Raw genomic sequence first — 19,035 nt, 5'->3', positions numbered from 1 at the left:
TCGGCGGGATCCTGCGGCGGAGCCGCGCGGCGGCTAGACGGTCCATCCGCGCAGCCGGTGACACTGGCTGCCAGCAGCAAGGCAATCATCGAAACGCGAAACATAAACGGTAGTCTCTCTAAGGAAAGCAAGGCAAAGGGGCAGCGCCGGAGTAATGCAGCGCGGAGCAACCGGGCAACGAAGGAGCGGAGCGCGGAAGTCTACCCGCAATGCGCATTCCATGACGCGGCCCCGCGCAGTCCGCGCTGCCATTTCGCGATGCGTGACCTACTATAAAGTCACAGCGAAACGTCAAAGGAGACTGTCATGGACGCTGAATCGGTCGCCGGTCTTGTCGGACTTGGGATAGGCCTCGCCGTGCTGGTCGCACTTTCGATTTTCGAAACGAGAACCTATCGACGCGAACACGGCGAAGGCATGGTGCATCACTGGCTGACTCATCAGCACGTGCACATGCCGCACTGGAAGCGCCGCCGGCACTGAGGCGAGCTGCGGTGTAATTGGGCCTAGGTTATCCGGCGTTTCCGGACATGGGGCGTGGTCGCTTTGGTCGGGCTCCGATTGGCTCCGCTGGGGCTCGGATTACGGGGGGGGCGCGATTCGGCCCGATGCACTAGGGCTCCGGCTGCGCTCCTCTTGTGCTCCGCCCCGCTCCCTTCGGGCTCCCGACTCGCTCCCTGTGAGCTCCGACTCGCTCCCTTGGCTCCGACTCGCTGCCTTGGGCTCGGGCCGCGCCCCGCTCTTGCCTCCGTTGCACTTGGTCCGTGGACTCGGGGCGCGTGTCGTCCTCGCTTCATCTCGGCAGATCCTCGTTGCGGCGGCTGCCCCTGCGTCCTCGATCTCCCCACGCTATATGGCGCGACTTCGGGCTCCCCTAGACGAAGCACCAAGCACCTCCCAACGCACCGGGCACGCGCGTTGCTGATTCCGTGGCTGCAAGGAGCACGCGCATTGCGCCGCGCTCGTCGCGGCAAGCAATGTGCGTCGGATCAACGAGACTATGCGCCCCAACATCGTTCGGGGCCGGACAGGGAGAAATTCAAATGACGATCGGAACCATCCTCCTCATTGTGCTTATCCTGCTGCTGATCGGTGCGCTGCCTACCTGGCCATACAGCAGCGGTTGGGGCTACCGCCCGACGGGCCTGCTGGGCGTCGTGCTGATCATCGTCATCGTGTTGCTTGTGATGGGACGCATATGACGCGACTCTTTTTCGCTCCGGCGCAATTCGCGATTGACTCTGGCACCTAAAGCCACGTAGAATCTCGGATTCGTCGGAGCGTAGCGCAGCCTGGTAGCGCATCTGATTTGGGATCAGAGGGTCGAAGGTTCGAATCCTTTCGCTCCGACCACGAAAAAGCATCAAGCAAGCGCATCACAAAACCCGCGTAGCCTTCGGCTTCGCGGGTTTTTGCTTTCTGGATCGACCGCAGATTAAGTCGGAGGCCGGGCTCGCCATCTGCTAAGGCAATTTAAAGCGCACGAAAGAATGAAGCGAAAGAACCGCGCTAAAGAAAAGTACCGGGCAACGAACGACGCCAGAACAACCGGCAACGCGATCCAGGCAAACCACCCGCACGGACCTGCGCCGCCCGATCGACTTGCGGCCCGCCCCATGCAATACGACAGTGCAGTAGGAATTGCAAAGCAAAGCACCGCAACGCGCCCCCCCCCGCCGCATGCAGACTCAAGGAGCCACAACATGAATCTGATTCTCTGGCGTCACGCCGAAGCCGAGGACCATGCCGCCACGGACCTCGCCCGCGCGCTCACCACACGCGGCCGCAAGCAGGCGCAACACGTCGCCAAGTGGCTGCGCACGCGTCTGCCCGACGACGCAGTGATCCTCGTAAGCCCAGCCGTGCGCACCATCCAGACTGCGGAGACGCTCAGCGATCAATACCGCGTCGTGCGCGAACTGGCGCCGAACGCAAGCGCACATGACGTGGTGACTGCATCGGGCTGGCCGAAGGGCATCGCGGAAACGGTGGTGATCGTGGGTCATCAGCCGACGCTCGGCCACGTCGCCGCGAAGCTGCTCGCCGGCAGCGACGCGAGCTGGCCGATCAGGAAAGCAGGCGTATGGTGGATTGCTAGCCGCGAGCGTCACGGCGACGACCAGGCGGTGCTGCACGCGGCGATGACACCCGAACTCGTCTGATCATCCGATTCGCGAGTCGCGCGTAGTCAACGAGCGCAAAGTGGGTGGACCTGCGCGCACAACGCACAGCTAACGGCAAAGGGCTAACGACAAAGGGCAACACGCAACGGGCGACGAGCCAAGAGCAACAGGCAGGGGGAACAGGCAACAGGCAACGAGCCAAGCACACGCGGCTTACATCCAGTCATCCAATCGTCACGCGTTTGCCATGCGAGCGTCACCGGGCGTTACTACATTGGCGAAAAAAGATTCATCCTTTTTTCGACCAGGACGCCCCAATGCGAGAACTGCCGACGCCTACCCTGCCCCTCGCTTCGATCTTCGAGTCGCGTCGCCTGCCCCGCGCCGAAGAGACGGTCACCGCGCAACACCGGCTGCGAGTCACGTGGGCTCGCACCGACGAAGAGCTTCGCGAGGCGCAGCGTCTGCGTTACCGTGTGTTCGCCGACGAAATGGGCGCCCGCCTGAGCGGTCCCGCGGGCCTCGACGTCGATCCGTTCGATTCGTACTGCGATCACCTGCTGGTGCGCGACCTCGACACGCTGAAGGTCGTCGGCACGTATCGCGCGTTGCCGCCGCATCAGGCGGCGCGCATCGGACGTCTGTATGCGGAAAGCGAGTTCGACGTCTCGCGTCTCACTCACCTGCGCGCGAAGATGGTCGAAGTGGGCCGCTCGTGCGTGCATCCCGACTATCGCAGCGGCTCGGTCATCATGTCGCTGTGGGCCGGGCTCGCTGGCTATATGAAGCACAACGGCTACGAGACGATGCTCGGCTGCGCGAGCGTAGCGATGGTCGACGGCGGGCACTATGCCGCGAACCTGTATTGCTCGCTGCGCGACAGCGCGCTGACCGCGCCGGAATACCGCGCGTTCCCGCACACACCGCTTCCCGTCGACGAACTGCAAACCGGCGCGGATGTAGCGCCGCCGCCACTCGTCAAAGGATATCTGCGTCTCGGTGCGAAAATTTGCGGCGCGCCCGCGTGGGATCCCGACTTCAATACGGCCGATTTCCTGACGCTGTTCCGTCTGTCGGACATCAACGCGCGCTACGCCCGCCACTTCCTCGGCGATGCATTACCGCGCTGACAACGTTCGAACGACCACGCCAGCATCAACGGAAAAGCCCGGTAAAAACCGGGCTTTTCTTCATGTGCCGCATGCTCTGCCCCAAGCGCTGACAGAACAAAACATCGATACGTCACTCGTCCGTATAGACCACTCGATACGGAATGCCAACCTTTTCCCACTCCGCCGCTTCCTGAATCAGGCTGTAGTCAGTGAGCGGATTATTGGCGACCCACTCGTTCGGCAATCGCACCTCATAACCGCCGTTGGCCTGCGCGACCGTGATGCCCGGCAAACCAACATCCGCACGCCGGCGACATAACAGGGCAGCGAGCCGCAAACAGAACAGCAGCGGCCATTCCACTTCACGCGTTTGCGACAGCTTGCCGAGCTTGCCCGCGTGACCGAGCACCAGCGCCGCGAGTCGCGCCTGGTCGGTGCGGGAAAAGCCCGGCATGTCCGCGTTGCTCGCGATATACGCCGAATGCTTGTGGTACGCGCTGTGCGAGATCGACAAGCCGATTTCATGCAGCGCCGCCGCCCAGCCCAGAAACATGCGATTCTCGGCGCGACGTTCCTCGTCGGGTTCCGCAAACTGATCGTAAAAGCGCACCGCCAGTTCGCCGATGCGCACAGCCTGCGGGCGATCAACGCCATAGCGGCGCATGAAGCCCTCCACGGTGACCGTGCGCATGTCTTCGTGCTGCGAACGACCGAGCAGATCATAGAGCACGCCAAGCCGCAATGCGCCGTCTGTAGTATCGACGTAATCGACGCCCAGTTCGTCGAACACCGCGATCATGATCGACAGGCCACCCGCCAGCACCGGAATCCGGTCGCCTTTTAGCGCAACGAGCTTGAGACGATTGACGTTCTCCGCCTTGATCAACGCACGCTTTAACCGCTCCAGACCGCCGCGCGAAATGCCGTGCGTGACGCCCGCATCGTTGAAGCCGTTGGCCTCCACGAGTTCGGCGAGCGCGCGCGCCGTGCCCGACGAACCGATTGCCTGCTCCCAGCCTGTCTTTTTGTATTGCTCGGAAATGATCTGGATTTCGCGGCCGGCCGCGAGTTCGGCCTGACGCATCGTGTATTCGTCGACGTTGCCTGACGGGAAAAACGCGCGGCTATGGCTCACGCAACCGATATACAGGCTCTCCATCTTGATCGGCGTGTAATGCGAACCGATGATGAATTCCGTCGAGCCGCCGCCGATGTCGACCACGAGCCGCTTGCCGGGACTCGCGGGCACGGAGTGTGCTGCCCCGGCGTAGATGAGTCGCGCTTCCTCGCGGCCGGCGATCACTTCAATTGGAAAGCCGAGCGCCGCTTGCGCCTCGCCGAGAAATTCGCCGGCATTCTTTGCGATGCGCAGCGTGTTGGTGGCGACCGCGCGAACGTGATCCGGATGAAAGTCGCGCAGCCGCTCGCCGAAGCGCTTGAGCGCATCCCAGCCGCGCACCTGCGACGCACGATCGAGCATTTTGTCGCGCGACAGACCGGCGGCGAGCCGCACCGGCTCGCGCAACGCGTCGACCTGATAAATCTGGCTGCCCGCGTCGGTTTCCTCGACCCGGCCGACGATCAGCCGGAAGCTGTTCGAACCGAGGTCAACGGCAGCAAGGAGTTGTGGGGTATTGACCATCGGGTATGCGGACTCCATGCGAGCGAGCGCGGCGGCGTTGGATGCGAGCAAGGCTGACCCTCCGCCCGAAGCGCCTCGCGTCTTGCGACCGGCCGCGCTGTTCAAAGACGCCATTCTAAGCGTACCGGAGCTCACGATGTCACCTCGCGGAGATGGGGGTGCCTCATGGTCCCATACGGACTACGTCATATTGACGACAGGCGAGGAATACAGCGTAGAATTTATAACATTGAGAATGTCATAACAACGTCATCATACTGTGAGAATTTCCGAGCGTCTTTGTGCCTCCATATCTGACATTCCATTCTCGCTGCCGATGTCCATCCGCTACCCCTTACTGAATCGCGAACTGGGCATACTGGGTTTCAACGAACGCGTGTTGGCGCAAGCCGCCGACCCCGCCGTCCCTTTGCTTGAGCGCCTGCGCTTTATCTGTATCACCAGTAGCAACCTCGACGAATTCTTCGAAGTCCGCATGGCTGGACTACAGGAACAGATGCGCGACAACCCCGGTGCGCTATCGCCGGACGGCATGTCGCTACAACATGTCTACGACCTCGTGGTCGAACGCGCGCAAAAGCTCGTGCATCGGCAGTACGCGATGCTGCACGACACGGTGCTGACCGCGCTCGAAGCGGAAGGCATCTATTTTCACGGCACGGAAGCATGGAGCGAAGCGCAGACCGAATGGGCGCGCAATTACTTCTTCGACGAACTGCTGCCCGTGCTCACGCCAATCGGCCTCGACCCGGCGCATCCGTTTCCGCGTGTGCTCAACAAGAGCCTGAACTTCGTCGTCGAACTCGAGGGCAAGGACGCCTTCGGCCGTCAGGCGATGATGGGCATCGTGCAGGCGCCGCGCGCGTTGCCGCGGCTCGTGCGGATGCCGCAGGAACTGTCGGGCTATCCGCATGGTTTCGTGCTGTTGAGTTCGCTGTTGCAGCGCTTTGTCGGCGAGCTGTTTCCGAACCTCGTCGTGCGCAGCTGCAATCAGTTTCGCATTACCCGCAATAGCGAGCTGTTCGTCGACGAAGACGAAATCACCAATCTGCGCGTCGCGCTACAAGGCGAACTGCCGGCGCGGCACCTCGGCAACGCGGTGCGGCTCGAAGTATCCGCGGAGACACCCGCGCATGTCGTGCGGCGCCTGCTCGACGAAAGCGGCCTCTCGAACAAGGACTGTTATTACGCAGACGGGCCCGTCAATCTCGTGCGTCTGATGCAATTGCCGGAGATGGTGGACAGGCCCGATCTCAAGTTCGTGCCGCACATTCCGGCGATTCCTTCGACGGTCGCCAACGCCGCGGGCATGTTCGACGTGATCGATCAGGGCGACGTGCTGCTGCATCATCCGTATGAAAGCTTCCAGCCGGTGCTCGAACTGCTGTTGCAGGCGGCCAAAGATCCCAACGTGATGGCGATCAAACAAACCATCTATCGAACCGGCACCGACTCGCCGCTTATGGACGCGCTGATGCAAGCGGCACGCAACGGCAAGGAAGTGACGGTCGTGGTCGAGCTGCTCGCACGCTTCGACGAAGAGACGAATATCAACTGGGCCTCGCAGCTCGAAGCGGTCGGCGCGCATGTCGTGTACGGCGTGGTCGGCCACAAATGCCACGCGAAGATGATGCTGATCGTGCGGCGCGCGACCGTTGGGGGCAAGACGACGCTCAAGCGCTACGTCCACCTCGGCACCGGCAATTATCATCCGCGCACGGCGCGTCTTTACACCGACTTCGGCCTGATGACCGCCGACCAGAAAATCTGCGAAGACGTGCATCATGTTTTCCAGCAACTCACCGGCATCGGCGGCGAACTTAAGCTACACGAGTTGTGGCAATCGCCATTCACGCTGCATCCGAAACTGGTCGACGCGATTCGCGCCGAAGCCGAACATGCGCGCGCGGGCAAGAAGGCGCGCATCGTCGCGAAGATGAACGCGCTGCTCGAACCCACGGTGATCACGGAGTTGTACGAGGCATCGCAGGCAGGCGTGAAAATCGATCTGATCGTGCGTGGCGTGTGTTCATTGCAGCCGGGCGTGCCGGGGCTGTCGGAGAACATCACGGTGCGCTCCATTGTGGGCCGCTTTCTCGAACATCATCGCATCTACTATTTCTACGACGACGGCCGCGAGCAGGTCTATCTTTCGAGCGCGGACTGGATGGATCGCAACTTCTTCCGTCGCGTGGAAGTGGCGTTTCCGATCAACAATCGGCGGCTTAAGCGGCGGGTGATCGCCGAGGGCTTGTCGGCGTTTCTCGGCGACAATCAGTCCGCGTGGTTAATGCAAAGCGACGGGCATTATCGTCGGCGCCGGCCAGGTAAATCGTCGCGCAACGCGCAGATGAGTCTATTGACGAAGTTCTGTCCGTGATGACATCGCTTGCTGCGGCGGGCGGGTGAAGGCCATGATGCGCACAAAAAAAAGCCCGCTTTTAGCGGGCTTTCTTCTTTGATCTGAGGCCTGATGTCACGCATGCGCCGGTTGCCGCCGCGCCGTACGATACAACGGAAATCTCACGGTAAAAGTACTGCCGCGCCCTTCCTCGCTTCTCACGTCGAGCTGCGCATCGTGCCGTTGCAGCACATGCTTGACGATCGCAAGTCCGAGGCCCGTGCCGCCCGTGTCACGCGAGCGGCTGCGGTCCACTCGATAGAAACGCTCCGTTAGCCGTGGAATGTCGGCGGCTGGAATGCCCAGGCCGCTGTCGGTGACGGAGAACACGGCAACACCGCCTTGCGCCTGCCAGGTGACCTTGATCGCGCCGCCGTCGGGCGTATAGCGAATGGCGTTGGTCACCAGATTGCCGAACGCGCTCAGAATCTCGGTTTCGACGCCCGTCACCGTGAGCCCTTCGTCGGCGTCAAACGTGATCTTGTGCTGGTCGCTCGACAGGCTTTCGGCGTCGTCGCGCAAATGGCGCAATACGGCGCGCATGTCGATCATCTGATCGCTCGGCGGTTTGTTGTCGCCCTCCAGTTTGGCGAGCACGAGCAGATCGTTCACGATATGGCGCATGCGCGACGCTTGTTGCTCCATCAGTTCCAGATAACGGGCGCGCTCGGCTTCGGCAAGCGGCAACTCGCGCATCGTCTCGAGAAAACCGGAGAGAACAGTAAGCGGCGTCTTAAGTTCATGCGATACGTTGGCAACGAAGTCGCGCCGCATCGCGTCGGTGCGCTCCAGTTCGGTAATGTCTTGCGACAGCACCAGCTTGCGATTCTCGCCATAAGGAAATACCTGCACGGAAAGCACGTTCTGCCGCTTCTCGCCCATGCCGCGCATGATCAGCATTTCTTCGTAGCGGTGCGAGTTCAGGTAACGCACGAAATCCGGCTGACGCACGAGATGCGTGATGTGCTGACGCAAATCGCGCTTCGCGTCGAGCCCGAAATGCACTTCGGAGATGGCGTTGCACCACTCGATCTGATCGTGATCGTCGAGCATCGCGACACCGTTAGGCGACGCCTGAATTGCCTGAATGAAACGCGAATGCTGCTGCTCGACCTGGCGCACCTGCGCGTGCCAGCGCTTCGCGAGCTTATGCAAACGGTAATAGATTTCGCCCCAGATGCCCGGCGCACTCGGCACTTCGCCGTACACCGGCGCGTCGAGCAAACGCCACAAGCGCTCTTTATGGAATGTGCCGAACAGGCTCTGCAGAAGCAGCATGAAGACCGCGAGGATCAATGCCGCCGTCAGGTTCACGAATGCGCCGACCACCACGCACAGAATGGCGAGCAGCACGATCGAAACGATGGAGCGCGCCCAGATGATGTTCATGGTCTAAACAATGGAAGAGAACGGCGTGCGCGCCGCCGCCCATTGATCAAGCGCTTTTGGCCAGACGGTAGCCGCTGCCGCGGACCGTCTCGATCATAGCATCGCAGCCGGCCGGCTTGAGCGCCGCGCGCAGACGCTTGATATGAACGTCCACCGTGCGCTCTTCCACGAACACGTGATCGCCCCACACCTGATCGAGCAGTTGAGTACGGCTGTGCACGCGCTCCGGATGCGTCATGAAGAAGTGCAGCAAGCGGAATTCGGTCGGGCCGAGATCGAGTTTGATCTCGCTTCCTTCGGCGTGGGCCGCGACGCGATGCGTTGCGGGATCGAGTTTCAACCCGTTGATCGCGACCACGTCCTCAGTCAATTGCGGCGCGCGGCGACGCAGCACCGCCTTGATGCGCGCCATCAGTTCTTTCGGCGAAAACGGCTTGGTAACGTAGTCGTCCGCGCCAATTTCGAGGCCGAGCACCTTGTCCTGCTCGTCGCCGCGCGCGGTCAGCATGATGATCGGAATGTGCTTCGTGCGCTCGTTGTTGCGCAAGTCGCGCGCGAACGCAATGCCCGATTTGCCCGGCAGCATCCAGTCGAGCAGGACGAGGTCGGGCAATACGTCGCTGATCAGGTTCTGCGCCTGCTCCGCGTTGTACGCGCGAATCGGGCAGTGTCCGGCGTGTTGAAGATTCACCGAAATCAGTTCGGAAATTGCGGGCTCATCTTCAATGACGAGAATGCTGCTGGGCATCGGCACCTCTGGTCCTTATCTCTGGATTAACTGAGTGCTTCGCGTTCGAGCGCGTCGCGCGACTTGTGCCGCACGTCGGTGCCCTTCACGATGTAAATAATGAATTCGGCGATGTTCTTCGCATGGTCGCCGATCCGCTCGATCGCCTTCGCGATGAACAGAAAATCGAGGCCCACCGAGATGGAGCGCGGATCTTCGGTCATATACGAAATAAGCTTGCGCACGAACGCGCGGAATTCCTCGTCGATCGCCTTGTCGTCGCGCACGATCTGCGCGGCGGCCACCGTGTCGAGACGCGCGAACGCGTCGAGCGCACGGCGCAGAATCGACACCGCCATTTCGCCCGACAATTTGATCTCGGCGATATTGATGGTGCGCGACGCGCCGTCTTCCATCAGACGCTTGGTGCGCTTGGCGATCTTTTCGGCTTCGTCGCCGGCACGCTCGAGGTTCGTGATGGTCTTCGAAATCGCGATCAGAAGACGCAGGTCGCGCGCGGCCGGCTGACGGCGCGCGATGATGTTGCTGCACTCCTCGTCGATTTCAACTTCCATCTTGTTCAGGCGCTCTTCCGCGGCGATCACCTGTTCGGCGATGTCGAGGTCGAATTCGTTGAGCGCCTGCATCGCATTGACGATCTGCGATTCGACGAGGCCGCCCATTTCAAGCACCTTCGAGGAAACCAGATTCAGGTCGGCGTCGAACTGGCTGGACAGATGTTTATCGGACATGTCGTACTCCGTTGTTTTGCCCGGCGGATCAGCCGAAGCGGCCAGTAATGTAGTCTTCGGTTTCCTTGCGGACCGGCTTGATGAAGATCTTTTCCGTGTCGCCGAATTCGATCAGTTCACCGAGGTACATATAGGCAGTGTAGTCCGAACACCGGGCCGCCTGTTGCATGTTGTGCGTGACGATCACCACCGTGTAATCGCTCTTCAATTCGGCGATCAGCTCTTCGATACGGCCCGTCGAAATCGGGTCCAGCGCGGAGCACGGCTCGTCGAGCAACAGCACTTCCGGACGGATCGCGATGCCGCGCGCAATGCACAAACGCTGCTGCTGGCCGCCCGACAAACCGTAGCCGCTCTGGCCGAGCTTGTCCTTCACTTCGTTCCACAACGCGGCCTTGGTCAGCGCCCATTCGACGCGGTCATCCATTTCCGAGCGCGGCAGCGTTTCGAACATCTTCACGCCGAACGCGATGTTGTCGTAGATCGACATCGGAAACGGCGTCGGCTTCTGGAACACCATGCCGATGCGCGCGCGCAGCAGCGAAATATCGCGCTTGGTGGTCAGCAGGTTTTCGCCGTCCATCAGGATCTCGCCTTCGGCACGTTGTTCCGGATAAAGCGCGTACATCTTGTTGAAGGTACGCAGCAACGTCGACTTGCCGCAGCCCGACGGACCGATGAACGCGGTCACCTTGCCTTCGGGAATCTGCAGGTTGATGTTCTTCAGCGCGTGATACTTGCCGTAGAAGAAGTTGAGATCGTTGACCTCGATCTTCGGACGCGACGGCGACGGCTCCTGGCCGCTCTGTGCAGGATCGAAACCGGCAGGCGCAGTAGGACGCGAGATCGGATTGAGTTGAGTTTCTGCCATGTTCATCGGATTACACTCCGCCCTTACTTGTTCGTGAAGATCGCGCGCGCGAGGATGTTCAGTCCCAACACCGCGAGCGTGATCAGGAAGACGCCGGCCCACGCGAGCGATTGCCATTGCGCGAACGGGCTCATCGCAAACTTGTAGATCGTCACCGGCAGGTTCGCGACCGGCTGGTTCATGTCCGCCGAGAAGAACTGGTTCGACAACGCGGTGAAGAGCAGCGGAGCGGTTTCGCCGGCAATGCGCGCGACGGCCAGCAGCACACCGGTGACGATACCCGCGATAGACGCCTTCAGCGTAATCGACAGCACCATCTTCCACTTCGGCGTGCCGAGTGCGAACGCGGCTTCACGCAGTGCGTTCGGTACGAGCTTCAGCATGTTTTCGGTGGTGCGGATCACGATCGGAATTTGCAGCAGCGCGAGCGCGAATACGCCGGCCCAACCGCTGAAGTGACCCATCTTCGCGACGACCAGTGCGTAGACGAACAGACCGACGACGATCGACGGCGCCGACAACAGAACGTCGTTGATGAAGCGCGTGACGCTCGCGAGCCAGCCCTTCTGTCCGTATTCGGCGAGATAGACGCCGGCGAGAATACCGATCGGTGTGCCGACGAACGTTGCGAGCACGACCAGCATCAAGCTGCCGACGATCGCATTGGCGAGACCGCCGCCATCGGTGTTCGGCGGCGGCGTGGACTGCGTGAACAGCTCGATCGACAATCCGCCGATGCCAAGGCGCAGCGTCGTGTACAGAATCCAGACCAGCCACAGCAGCCCAAAGGCCATCGCCGCGAGCGACAAGGTCAGCGCGATTGCGTTCTGCATGCGGCGGCGTCCTTGCAAACGCACGCGCATTTTTTCGAGCGCGGCTGCGTCGTTCGAACCCGGCATGTTCATGGTGGACTGGCTCATTTCGCGCCCTCCCCTTTCTCGAGACGAAGCAGCATGACCTTCGAAATCGCCAGCACGATAAACGTAATCACGAACAGGATGAGGCCGAGTTCCATCAGCGCCGACGTATGCAGGCCCGGATCCGCTTCGGCGAATTCGTTGGCGAGCGCCGACGTGATGCTGTTGCCCGGAGAAAACAGGGACACGTTATCGAGCAGATTCGTATTGCCGATCACGAAGGTCACGGCCATCGTCTCGCCGAGCGCGCGGCCCAAGCCGAGCATCACGCCGCCGATCACACCGCTCTTCGTGAAAGGCAGCACGATCTTCCACATCACTTCCCAGGTCGTGCAGCCGATGCCGTAGGCCGACTCTTTGAGCAGCACGGGCGTGACTTCGAACACATCGCGCATCACCGAAGCGATGTACGGGATGATCATGATCGCGAGGATCACACCCGCGCACAGAATGCCGATGCCGATCGGCGCGCCCTGGAACAGCGCACCGATCACCGGAATGCCGCCGAGCACTGCGCCAAGCGGCTTCTCGAACCACGTCGCGAAGATCGGCGCGAACACGAGCAGGCCCCACATGCCGTACACGATCGACGGAATCGCGGCGAGCAGTTCGATCGCGATGCCGAGCGGCCGGCGCAGCCACGCGGGCGAGAGTTCGGTGAGGAAAAGCGCAATGCCGAAGCTGACGGGCACCGCGATGATGAGTGCAATGATCGACGTGGCGATCGTGCCGTAGATCGGCACTAGCGCGCCGAACTGCTTGCTCGGCGGATCCCACTCGGCGCTCCACAGGAAACCGAGGCCGAATTGTTTGATCGACGGCATCGAAGCGACGATCAGCGAAACGATGATGCCGCCAAGCAGCAACAGCGTGACGATGGCGGCGAGGCGTGCAAGGCCGCCGAAGATCACGTCGCCGGCGCGGCTGGGCGCCTTCTGCTGCGACGCGCTGCCGGGCGGTGTCGCCCTCGAAGCGCCTGACGCGAGTTGGATATCGGACATAGAGCCTGATGGACCTTTTCCAGTTGCCGTACGACGTATGTCGCGCGGCCGGTGATGCGTTTTGATGCTGCGCTGTTACGGCGGCGCTGATGTGTTGATGCGTTTGTTCGTTATTGCGGATCGGTCGGCTTGCTGCGCTGCTTCTGCTGCTGCTTTTGCCACTTTCTCAGCGCTTGGCGCCGGTTAATGCCGTTGGCCGTCCTCGCATGAGAACGGCCAACGTCCTACACGCAGCCGCGGCTTGTCGTCGCCGCTGCAATGCTTACTCGGCGAGCGGCTTGCCCGATGCGTCCTTGACCTTCGACTTCCACTGCGTCTTGATTTCAGACACGACCGATTCCGGCAGCGAGATGTAGTCCAGATCGTTTGCGGCTTGCGTGCCGTTCTTGAACGCCCAGTCGAAGAACTTGAGCGTTTCGGTGCCTTGCGCCGGCTTGTCCTGCGCCGTGTGCAGCAGCACGAAAGTCGCGCCGACGATCGGCCATGCATTCTTGCCCGGCTCGTTCGTCAGGATCTGGTAGAACGACTTCGACCAGTCCGCGCCTGCTGCCGCTGCCTTGAACGTTTCCGTCTTCGGCTCGACTACCGTGCCCGTCGAATTCTTTAGCGCGACGTAGGTCATGTGGTTCTGCTTCGCGTACGCCCATTCCACATAGCCGATTGCGCCCGGCAGACGTTGCACGAAAGCGGCGACGCCGTCGTTGCCCTTGCCGCCCGTACCCGTCGGCCAGTTGACCGTCGAGCCTTCACCGACCTTCGACTTCCATTCGGTATTGACCTTCGACAGATAGTTCGTCCAGATGAAGCTGGTACCCGAACCATCGGCGCGGCGGACCACGGCGATGTCCGTGTCCGGCAGCTTTGCCTTCGGGTTCAGTGCAACGATCGCCGGATCGTTCCACTTCTTGATCTTGCCCAAATAGATGTCGCCGAGCACTTCGCCAGACAGAACCAGTTCAGCCGGCTTCACGCCCGGCACGTTGACAACCGGCACCACGCCGCCGACCACCGTTGGGAACTGGAACAGGCCGTCCTTCGCGAGTTCGTCGTCCTTCAGCGGAGCGTCGGAGCCTGCGAAATCGACAGTCTTCGCGACGATCTGCTTGATGCCGCCCGACGAGCCGATACCCTGATAGTTGACCTTGCCGCCGCCGGACTTCTGATAAGCGTCGGCCCACTTCGTGTAAATGGGTGCTGCAAAGGTGCTGCCCGCGCCGGTGATGTCTGCAGCTTGCGCTGTAATCGCGAAAAACGCGCCAGCGACGCCAGCGAACACGGTCTGCATCAATTTCATCGAAACCTCCAAGGTGTGAGCGGTGTGAGCGAGTAAGACGAACACCGCGAAGCTTAGGGTCTCTTTGTGTCAGTAACGTGACTAACCGTGAAACGCATGTGACAGTGCGTTTACCAAGATGAAAGGCGTTGCAGCGGAAAGATTGCCGGTGTGACAGCGTTCGCCGCGATGCCTGTACAGATTAGGCGAAAAAGTGCGGGCGCGAACGTTGGCGTGGCGTTGGGTGGTTGCGTTGCGTTTGCGTTCGTTTGCGTTTGCGTGGCCTTGGCCTTGGCCTTGACCTTGGGCGATGGGCGGTCGGCGCCTCACCGTCAGCCTCCAAACGCCTCGCGCAGATTGGAATGACGCCCGAACGTGATCCCGGTTGGCGGAAACCGGCTCGAACACGTCAAGGCGGAGCCCCTTCCTTCGGTGGTGGCCCCGCCCAGCGCATCCAGATAACCGCTTAAGCTGTCGCCTGCTTCACCGCAGCCGCAATCGATTCGGCGTGGCGAACCGCATCCTCGACCTGTTCCGCCTCCACCATCACGCGTAGCACCGGCTCCGTGCCCGAAGCGCGAATCAGCACGCGTCCGCGGCCGTTGAGTGCGTCTTCAGCGTTGCCGATGGCGCGCCGGATCGTGTCGCTGCCCTTCCAGTCCGCGTCCGGTTTCATTCGCACATTGATCAGTTTTTGGGGGAACAGCGTGACGCCGTCGAGCAGTTCGGCGAGCGTCTTGTCGCTGCGCTTCATGGCAGCAAGCACGAGCAACGCGGAGACAATGCCGTCTCCAGTGGAATGGCGATCGAGCGACAGAATATGCCCCGAACCCTCCGCGCCGAGCTGCCAGCCGTGCTCGCGCAACTGTTCGAGCACGTAGCGATCGCCCACTGCCGCGCGCACGAACTTCACGCCGGCCGCCTGCAACGCGACCTCAACGGCCATATTGGTCATCAACGTGCCGACTGCGCCTTCCACCTTGCCGTCGGTCGCGATACGGTCCTTCACCAGCACGTACAGCAGTTCGTCACCGTTATACAGACGCCCCGCCGCGTCGACGACCTGCAAACGGTCGGCGTCTCCATCGAGCGCAATGCCGAGGTCGGCATGATTGGCCCGCACCGCCCGCACCAGCGCATCCGGCGCGGTTGCGCCGACGCCGTCGTTGATATTGAAGCCGTTCGGCGCGACGCCGATCGGAATGATCTCCGCACCGAGTTCATGAAAGACGTGCGGCGCGACGTCATACGCGGCGCCATGCGCGCAATCGACCACCAGTTTGAGTCCACGCAAATCGAACGCCGCCGGAAAAGTGCTCTTGCAGAATTCGATGTAACGGCCGGCAGCGTCGTCGAGACGCCGCGCCTTGCCCAGCTGCTCCGACGCCGCACAGGCAAGCGGCTGCTCCAGTTGTTCTTCGATCTGCGATTCCACCTCGTCCGGCAGCTTGTTGCCGTCGGCGGAAAAAAACTTGATGCCGTTGTCGTAATACGGATTGTGCGACGCGCTGATAACCACGCCCGCAGCAAGCCGCAACGCGCGCGTCAGATAGGCGATGCCCGGCGTGGGCATCGGGCCGGCCAGCATCACGTCCACACCGGCCGCAGAAAAACCCGCTTCGAGCGCGGCCTCGAGCATATAGCCCGACACTCGCGTGTCCTTACCGATCAGCACCGTGGGCCTCGTGCCCGTGCGCGCCCAGCGGTCCGCGCCGACCAGCACCTTGCCGGCCGCATAGCCGAGCCGTAATACAAATTCCGGCGTAATGGGTCCTTCGCCGACCTTGCCCCGAATTCCGTCCGTGCCGAAATAACGACGTGCCATCTTTTATGTTCCTCCTTGGCTTTTGGACTCAACCGCGCGCGTCGGCGTGATTCGCCGCATCGCGCAAAGCTGCCCATACTTTCAATGCATCTACTGTTTGCGCGACATCGTGCACGCGCAGGATCGCAGCACCCCGCTCCGCGGCGCACACGGCCGCGGCGATGCTGCCCGCGATACGCTCCGGCGCCGGTCGCCCTGTGACCGCGCCGATCATCGATTTGCGCGACATGCCGGCGAGAATCGGATACGGCGGCTCGGCCCGCGGCGCGGTGTCCGGCAGACACGCGAGCAGCGCGTAATTATGCTCGACCACTGCCTTGCCGAAACCAAAGCCGGGATCGACGCTGATACGCTCTCGTGCGATGCCTGCTTGCCTCAGCACCGCCACCTGTTCTTCCAGGAACTGCCGGACTTCGCCTACGACATCTTCGTAAGCCGGTTCGCCCAGTTGCATGGTCTGCGGCTCGCCGAGCATGTGCATTACGCACAGACCGCAGTTGCTTTCGCGGACCGCATCGACGGCGCCGGCCATGCGAAAGCCCCAGATGTCGTTGATCAGATCGGCACCCGCGGCGAGCGCGTGCCGCATTACTTCGGGCTTATAAGTGTCGACGGAAAGCGGCACATTGGCCCCGCGCAGTTGCTCGACCAGCGGGATCACGCGTTCGAGCTCCTCATCGAGCGGCACTGGCGGCGCGCCAGGGCGGGTCGATTCTCCGCCGATGTCGATGATGTCCGCACCTTCGAGCAGCATGCGTTCGGCCTGGCGCAACGCATCGCCGCGTATCGCGTACTGGCCCCCGTCGGAGAAAGAATCAGGCGTGACGTTCAGGATGCCCATGACCAGCGGGCGCTCGAAGCTCAGCTTGAACCGGCCGCATTGCAACGGCTCAGGGATGGTGGGAGAAGGGAAAGCGACTATGGGCACGTAGCGTTACATCACAAGACGGATAGATGCAAAACGGGCCGGTGTGAAACACACCGGCCCGCACTTTCTATTGATAGCCGATCAGGCCGGCGCGGTCGCGCTGCCCGGTTTGACTTCGGTGCCCGGGCTCCCGCCCGACGAGGCGTCGCTTGCCGACGGCGGCGAGCTCTTGGGCGAGCGCGGCGGACGGCCCGCCATGATGTCGTTGATCTGATCGGCGTCGATCGTTTCCCATTCCATCAGGGCTGCGGTCATTGCTTCGACCTTGTCGCGGTTTTCTTCCAGCAGGCGCTTCGCGAGGTTGTACTGCTCGTCTAGCACGCGGCGAATTTCCGCGTCGACCTTCTGCTGCGTCGCTTCCGAAATGGTGCGCGTGAAGCCGCGGCCAAACGGCGTTGCGTCGTTTTCGTCGTCGACGTAGACCATCGGTCCCAACGCGTCGGTCATGCCGAAGCGTGCCACCATCGCGCGGGCGGTTTGCGTCGCCTTGTTGAAGTCGTCCGACGCCCCTGTACTGATCAGGTTCAGAAACAACTCTTCCGCGACGCGGCCACCGAAGAGGATCGCAAGGCGATCAAGCAGGTAGTCTTTCGAATACGTTTCGTTGTCGTGCTCGGGCAACTGCCACGTGACGCCCAACGCACGGCCACGCGGAATGATCGTGACCTTGTGCACCGGATCTGCCTTAGGCAGCAGCTTCGCGATAACCGCATGGCCCGACTCGTGATACGCGGTGGCACGCTTCGATTCTTCGCGGATCACGGCCGACTTGCGCTCCGGGCCCATGAAGATCTTGTCTTTCGCGTCTTCGAAGTCCGTCATTTCGACGATGCGCTTGCCGCGGCGCGCCGCGAACAAAGCCGCTTCGTTCACGAGGTTCGCCAGATCGGCGCCCGAGAAGCCCGGCGTGCCACGCGCGATCACCGCTGCGTCGACGTCGTTCGAAATCGGCACCTTGCGCAGGTGAACCTTCATGATGTGTTCGCGACCACGAATGTCCGGCAGACCAACGTATACCTGGCGGTCGAAACGGCCCGGACGCAGCAGAGCCTTGTCGAGCACGTCCGAACGGTTCGTCGCAGCGATCACGATCACACCCGAGTTCGCCTCAAAGCCGTCCATTTCGACCAGCATCTGGTTCAGCGTCTGCTCGCGCTCGTCGTTACCGCCGCCCATGCCGGCGCCACGATGACGGCCGACCGCGTCGATTTCGTCGATGAACACGATGCACGGCGCGTGCTTCTTCGCCTGCTCGAACATGTCGCGCACGCGAGCCGCGCCGACACCGACGAACATTTCAACGAAGTCCGAACCCGAGATGCTGAAGAACGGCACTTTCGCTTCGCCGGCAATGGCGCGCGCGAGCAGCGTCTTACCGGTTCCGGGCGGGCCGACGAGCAGCACGCCACGCGGAATACGGCCGCCCAGCTTCTGGAACTTCTGCGGATCGCGCAGGAAATCGACCAGTTCGGAGACTTCTTCCTTCGCTTCGTCGCAACCGGCGACGTCGGTGAAATTGATTGCGTTGTTGTTTTCGTCGATCAGACGCGCGCGCGACTTACCGAACGAAAAGGCACCGCCTTTCCCGCCCCCCTGCATCTGTCGCATCATGTAGAACCAGAAGCCGATGATCAGGATCGTCGGTCCAAGGTAATACAGTGCGGACACCAGCGCATTGGGTTCGTCGTCAGCCTTGCCGCTTACCTGAACGCCATACTTCATCAGATCGCCGACCATCCAGATGTCGCCGGGCGACACGATCTGGTACTTCTGGCCGTCTGCTGGAGTGACCGTGAGGTTCCGCCCCTGGACAATGACGTTCTTGACTTTGCCGTTCTTCGCGTCGTCCATGAACTGCGAATAGGAAACGCCTTCCTGGACACGGGGCTTGTCGAACTGCTTGAACACCGTAAATAGCACCAGTGCGATAACCAGCCACACTGCTGCTTTCGAAAACATATTGTTGTTCAAAGCACCACTCCTTCACTTAGACGGGCGCCTACATTTGCCTTGCGGCACCACGAAAGCATTCTAATCCAGTCCGCAGACCCCTGCCATAAGGTTTCGCTACCAC

16 protein-coding genes and 1 tRNA gene are annotated in these 19,035 nt (G+C 61.6%); 6 read left to right on the top strand and 11 right to left on the bottom strand.

Going from position 1 to position 19,035, the window contains the following annotated elements; all coding sequences use genetic code 11:
* Positions 1-306 precede the first annotated feature (306 nt).
* The 5 genes from F759_RS43585 to F759_RS0136820 all read left to right on the top strand — a co-directional run bounded on the left by F759_RS43585 (position 307) and on the right by F759_RS0136820 (position 3,253).
* Positions 307-483 carry a hypothetical protein gene (locus tag F759_RS43585; protein ID WP_167334060.1) on the top strand — a complete coding sequence of 59 codons (177 nt, stop codon included), beginning with the start codon at positions 307-309 and terminating at the stop codon, positions 481-483.
* Between the two features lie 560 nt (positions 484-1,043).
* On the top strand, positions 1,044-1,202 hold the full coding sequence (locus F759_RS41910) for a DUF3309 family protein (RefSeq protein WP_013340001.1): 159 nt from the start codon (positions 1,044-1,046) through the stop codon (positions 1,200-1,202).
* A 74-nt stretch (positions 1,203-1,276) separates the two neighbouring features.
* Positions 1,277-1,353: transfer RNA gene (locus F759_RS0136830), tRNA-Pro, on the top strand.
* Between the two features lie 350 nt (positions 1,354-1,703).
* Positions 1,704-2,162 carry a phosphohistidine phosphatase SixA gene (sixA, locus tag F759_RS0136825; RefSeq protein ID WP_027804135.1) on the top strand — a complete coding sequence of 153 codons (459 nt, stop codon included), beginning with the start codon at positions 1,704-1,706 and terminating at the stop codon, positions 2,160-2,162.
* A gap of 278 nt (positions 2,163-2,440) precedes the next feature.
* Positions 2,441-3,253 (top strand): GNAT family N-acetyltransferase, encoded by an 813-nt coding sequence (locus F759_RS0136820; protein ID WP_027804134.1) that lies wholly within the window; start codon positions 2,441-2,443, stop codon positions 3,251-3,253.
* 112 nt (positions 3,254-3,365) lie between these two features.
* On the opposite strand, the gene ppx is transcribed toward F759_RS0136820, so the two are convergent.
* Positions 3,366-5,012: an exopolyphosphatase gene (gene ppx / locus F759_RS0136815; RefSeq protein ID WP_027804133.1), complete on the bottom strand. Its 1,647-nt coding sequence runs from the start codon at positions 5,010-5,012 to the stop codon at positions 3,366-3,368.
* A 181-nt stretch (positions 5,013-5,193) separates the two neighbouring features.
* Here ppx and ppk1 point away from each other — a divergent pair, with 181 nt between their 5' ends.
* Positions 5,194-7,257 carry a polyphosphate kinase 1 gene (gene ppk1 / locus F759_RS0136810; RefSeq protein ID WP_027804132.1) on the top strand — a complete coding sequence of 688 codons (2,064 nt, stop codon included), beginning with the start codon at positions 5,194-5,196 and terminating at the stop codon, positions 7,255-7,257.
* A gap of 96 nt (positions 7,258-7,353) precedes the next feature.
* On the opposite strand, the gene phoR is transcribed toward ppk1, so the two are convergent.
* The 10 genes from phoR to ftsH form a co-directional block, all read right to left on the bottom strand.
* The gene (phoR, locus tag F759_RS0136805; RefSeq protein ID WP_027804131.1) at positions 7,354-8,667 is read right to left on the bottom strand and encodes a phosphate regulon sensor histidine kinase PhoR; all 1,314 of its coding nucleotides are present in this window, start codon (positions 8,665-8,667) and stop codon (positions 7,354-7,356) included.
* A gap of 46 nt (positions 8,668-8,713) precedes the next feature.
* The gene (gene phoB, locus F759_RS0136800; protein WP_006051991.1) at positions 8,714-9,415 is read right to left on the bottom strand and encodes a phosphate regulon transcriptional regulator PhoB; all 702 of its coding nucleotides are present in this window, start codon (positions 9,413-9,415) and stop codon (positions 8,714-8,716) included.
* A gap of 26 nt (positions 9,416-9,441) precedes the next feature.
* Positions 9,442-10,146 (bottom strand): phosphate signaling complex protein PhoU, encoded by a 705-nt coding sequence (phoU, locus tag F759_RS0136795; protein ID WP_006051990.1) that lies wholly within the window; start codon positions 10,144-10,146, stop codon positions 9,442-9,444.
* A 28-nt stretch (positions 10,147-10,174) separates the two neighbouring features.
* On the bottom strand, positions 10,175-11,023 hold the full coding sequence (pstB, locus tag F759_RS0136790; RefSeq protein WP_027804130.1) for a phosphate ABC transporter ATP-binding protein PstB: 849 nt from the start codon (positions 11,021-11,023) through the stop codon (positions 10,175-10,177).
* Positions 11,024-11,040: 17 nt separating this feature from the next.
* Positions 11,041-11,937, bottom strand: a complete 897-nt coding sequence (pstA, locus tag F759_RS0136785; RefSeq protein WP_027804129.1) for a phosphate ABC transporter permease PstA — start codon at positions 11,935-11,937, stop codon at positions 11,041-11,043.
* A complete protein-coding gene (gene pstC / locus F759_RS0136780) occupies positions 11,934-12,935 on the bottom strand; it encodes a phosphate ABC transporter permease PstC (RefSeq protein WP_027804128.1) in 1,002 nt (333 codons plus the stop codon). The genes pstA and pstC overlap by 4 nt, the downstream gene beginning before the upstream one ends.
* Before the next feature lie 262 nt (positions 12,936-13,197).
* Positions 13,198-14,229, bottom strand: a complete 1,032-nt coding sequence (gene pstS / locus F759_RS0136775; RefSeq protein WP_027804127.1) for a phosphate ABC transporter substrate-binding protein PstS — start codon at positions 14,227-14,229, stop codon at positions 13,198-13,200.
* A gap of 445 nt (positions 14,230-14,674) precedes the next feature.
* On the bottom strand, positions 14,675-16,033 hold the full coding sequence (gene glmM, locus F759_RS0136770) for a phosphoglucosamine mutase (RefSeq protein ID WP_027804126.1): 1,359 nt from the start codon (positions 16,031-16,033) through the stop codon (positions 14,675-14,677).
* Between the two features lie 28 nt (positions 16,034-16,061).
* A complete protein-coding gene (folP, locus tag F759_RS0136765) occupies positions 16,062-16,961 on the bottom strand; it encodes a dihydropteroate synthase (RefSeq protein ID WP_084534473.1) in 900 nt (299 codons plus the stop codon).
* 81 nt (positions 16,962-17,042) lie between these two features.
* Positions 17,043-18,932 carry an ATP-dependent zinc metalloprotease FtsH gene (ftsH, locus tag F759_RS0136760; protein WP_027804124.1) on the bottom strand — a complete coding sequence of 630 codons (1,890 nt, stop codon included), beginning with the start codon at positions 18,930-18,932 and terminating at the stop codon, positions 17,043-17,045.
* Between the last annotated feature and the right edge of the window lie 103 nt (positions 18,933-19,035).

Origin of the sequence: Paraburkholderia dilworthii (assembly GCF_000472525.1) — a bacterium.
Taxonomy (GTDB): Bacteria; Pseudomonadota; Gammaproteobacteria; order Burkholderiales; family Burkholderiaceae; genus Paraburkholderia; species Paraburkholderia dilworthii.
This window is presented reverse-complemented; position numbering and strand designations above follow the sequence as displayed.

Bases quoted from the DNA above. Each gene is read 5' to 3' on its own strand.
- ppk1 (WP_027804132.1), top strand. From the start codon at position 5,194: ATGTCCATCCGCTACCCCTTACTGAATCGCGAACTGGGCATACTGGGT.
- pstS (WP_027804127.1), bottom strand. From the start codon at position 14,229: ATGAAATTGATGCAGACCGTGTTCGCTGGCGTCGCTGGCGCGTTTTTC.
- phoU (WP_006051990.1), bottom strand. From the start codon at position 10,146: ATGTCCGATAAACATCTGTCCAGCCAGTTCGACGCCGACCTGAATCTG.
- phoB (WP_006051991.1), bottom strand. From the start codon at position 9,415: ATGCCCAGCAGCATTCTCGTCATTGAAGATGAGCCCGCAATTTCCGAA.
- F759_RS43585 (WP_167334060.1), top strand. From the start codon at position 307: ATGGACGCTGAATCGGTCGCCGGTCTTGTCGGACTTGGGATAGGCCTC.
- glmM (WP_027804126.1), bottom strand. From the start codon at position 16,033: ATGGCACGTCGTTATTTCGGCACGGACGGAATTCGGGGCAAGGTCGGC.
- pstC (WP_027804128.1), bottom strand. From the start codon at position 12,935: ATGTCCGATATCCAACTCGCGTCAGGCGCTTCGAGGGCGACACCGCCC.
- phoR (WP_027804131.1), bottom strand. From the start codon at position 8,667: ATGAACATCATCTGGGCGCGCTCCATCGTTTCGATCGTGCTGCTCGCC.
- sixA (WP_027804135.1), top strand. From the start codon at position 1,704: ATGAATCTGATTCTCTGGCGTCACGCCGAAGCCGAGGACCATGCCGCC.
- F759_RS41910 (WP_013340001.1), top strand. From the start codon at position 1,044: ATGACGATCGGAACCATCCTCCTCATTGTGCTTATCCTGCTGCTGATC.
- pstB (WP_027804130.1), bottom strand. From the start codon at position 11,023: ATGAACATGGCAGAAACTCAACTCAATCCGATCTCGCGTCCTACTGCG.
- pstA (WP_027804129.1), bottom strand. From the start codon at position 11,937: ATGAGCCAGTCCACCATGAACATGCCGGGTTCGAACGACGCAGCCGCG.
- F759_RS0136820 (WP_027804134.1), top strand. From the start codon at position 2,441: ATGCGAGAACTGCCGACGCCTACCCTGCCCCTCGCTTCGATCTTCGAG.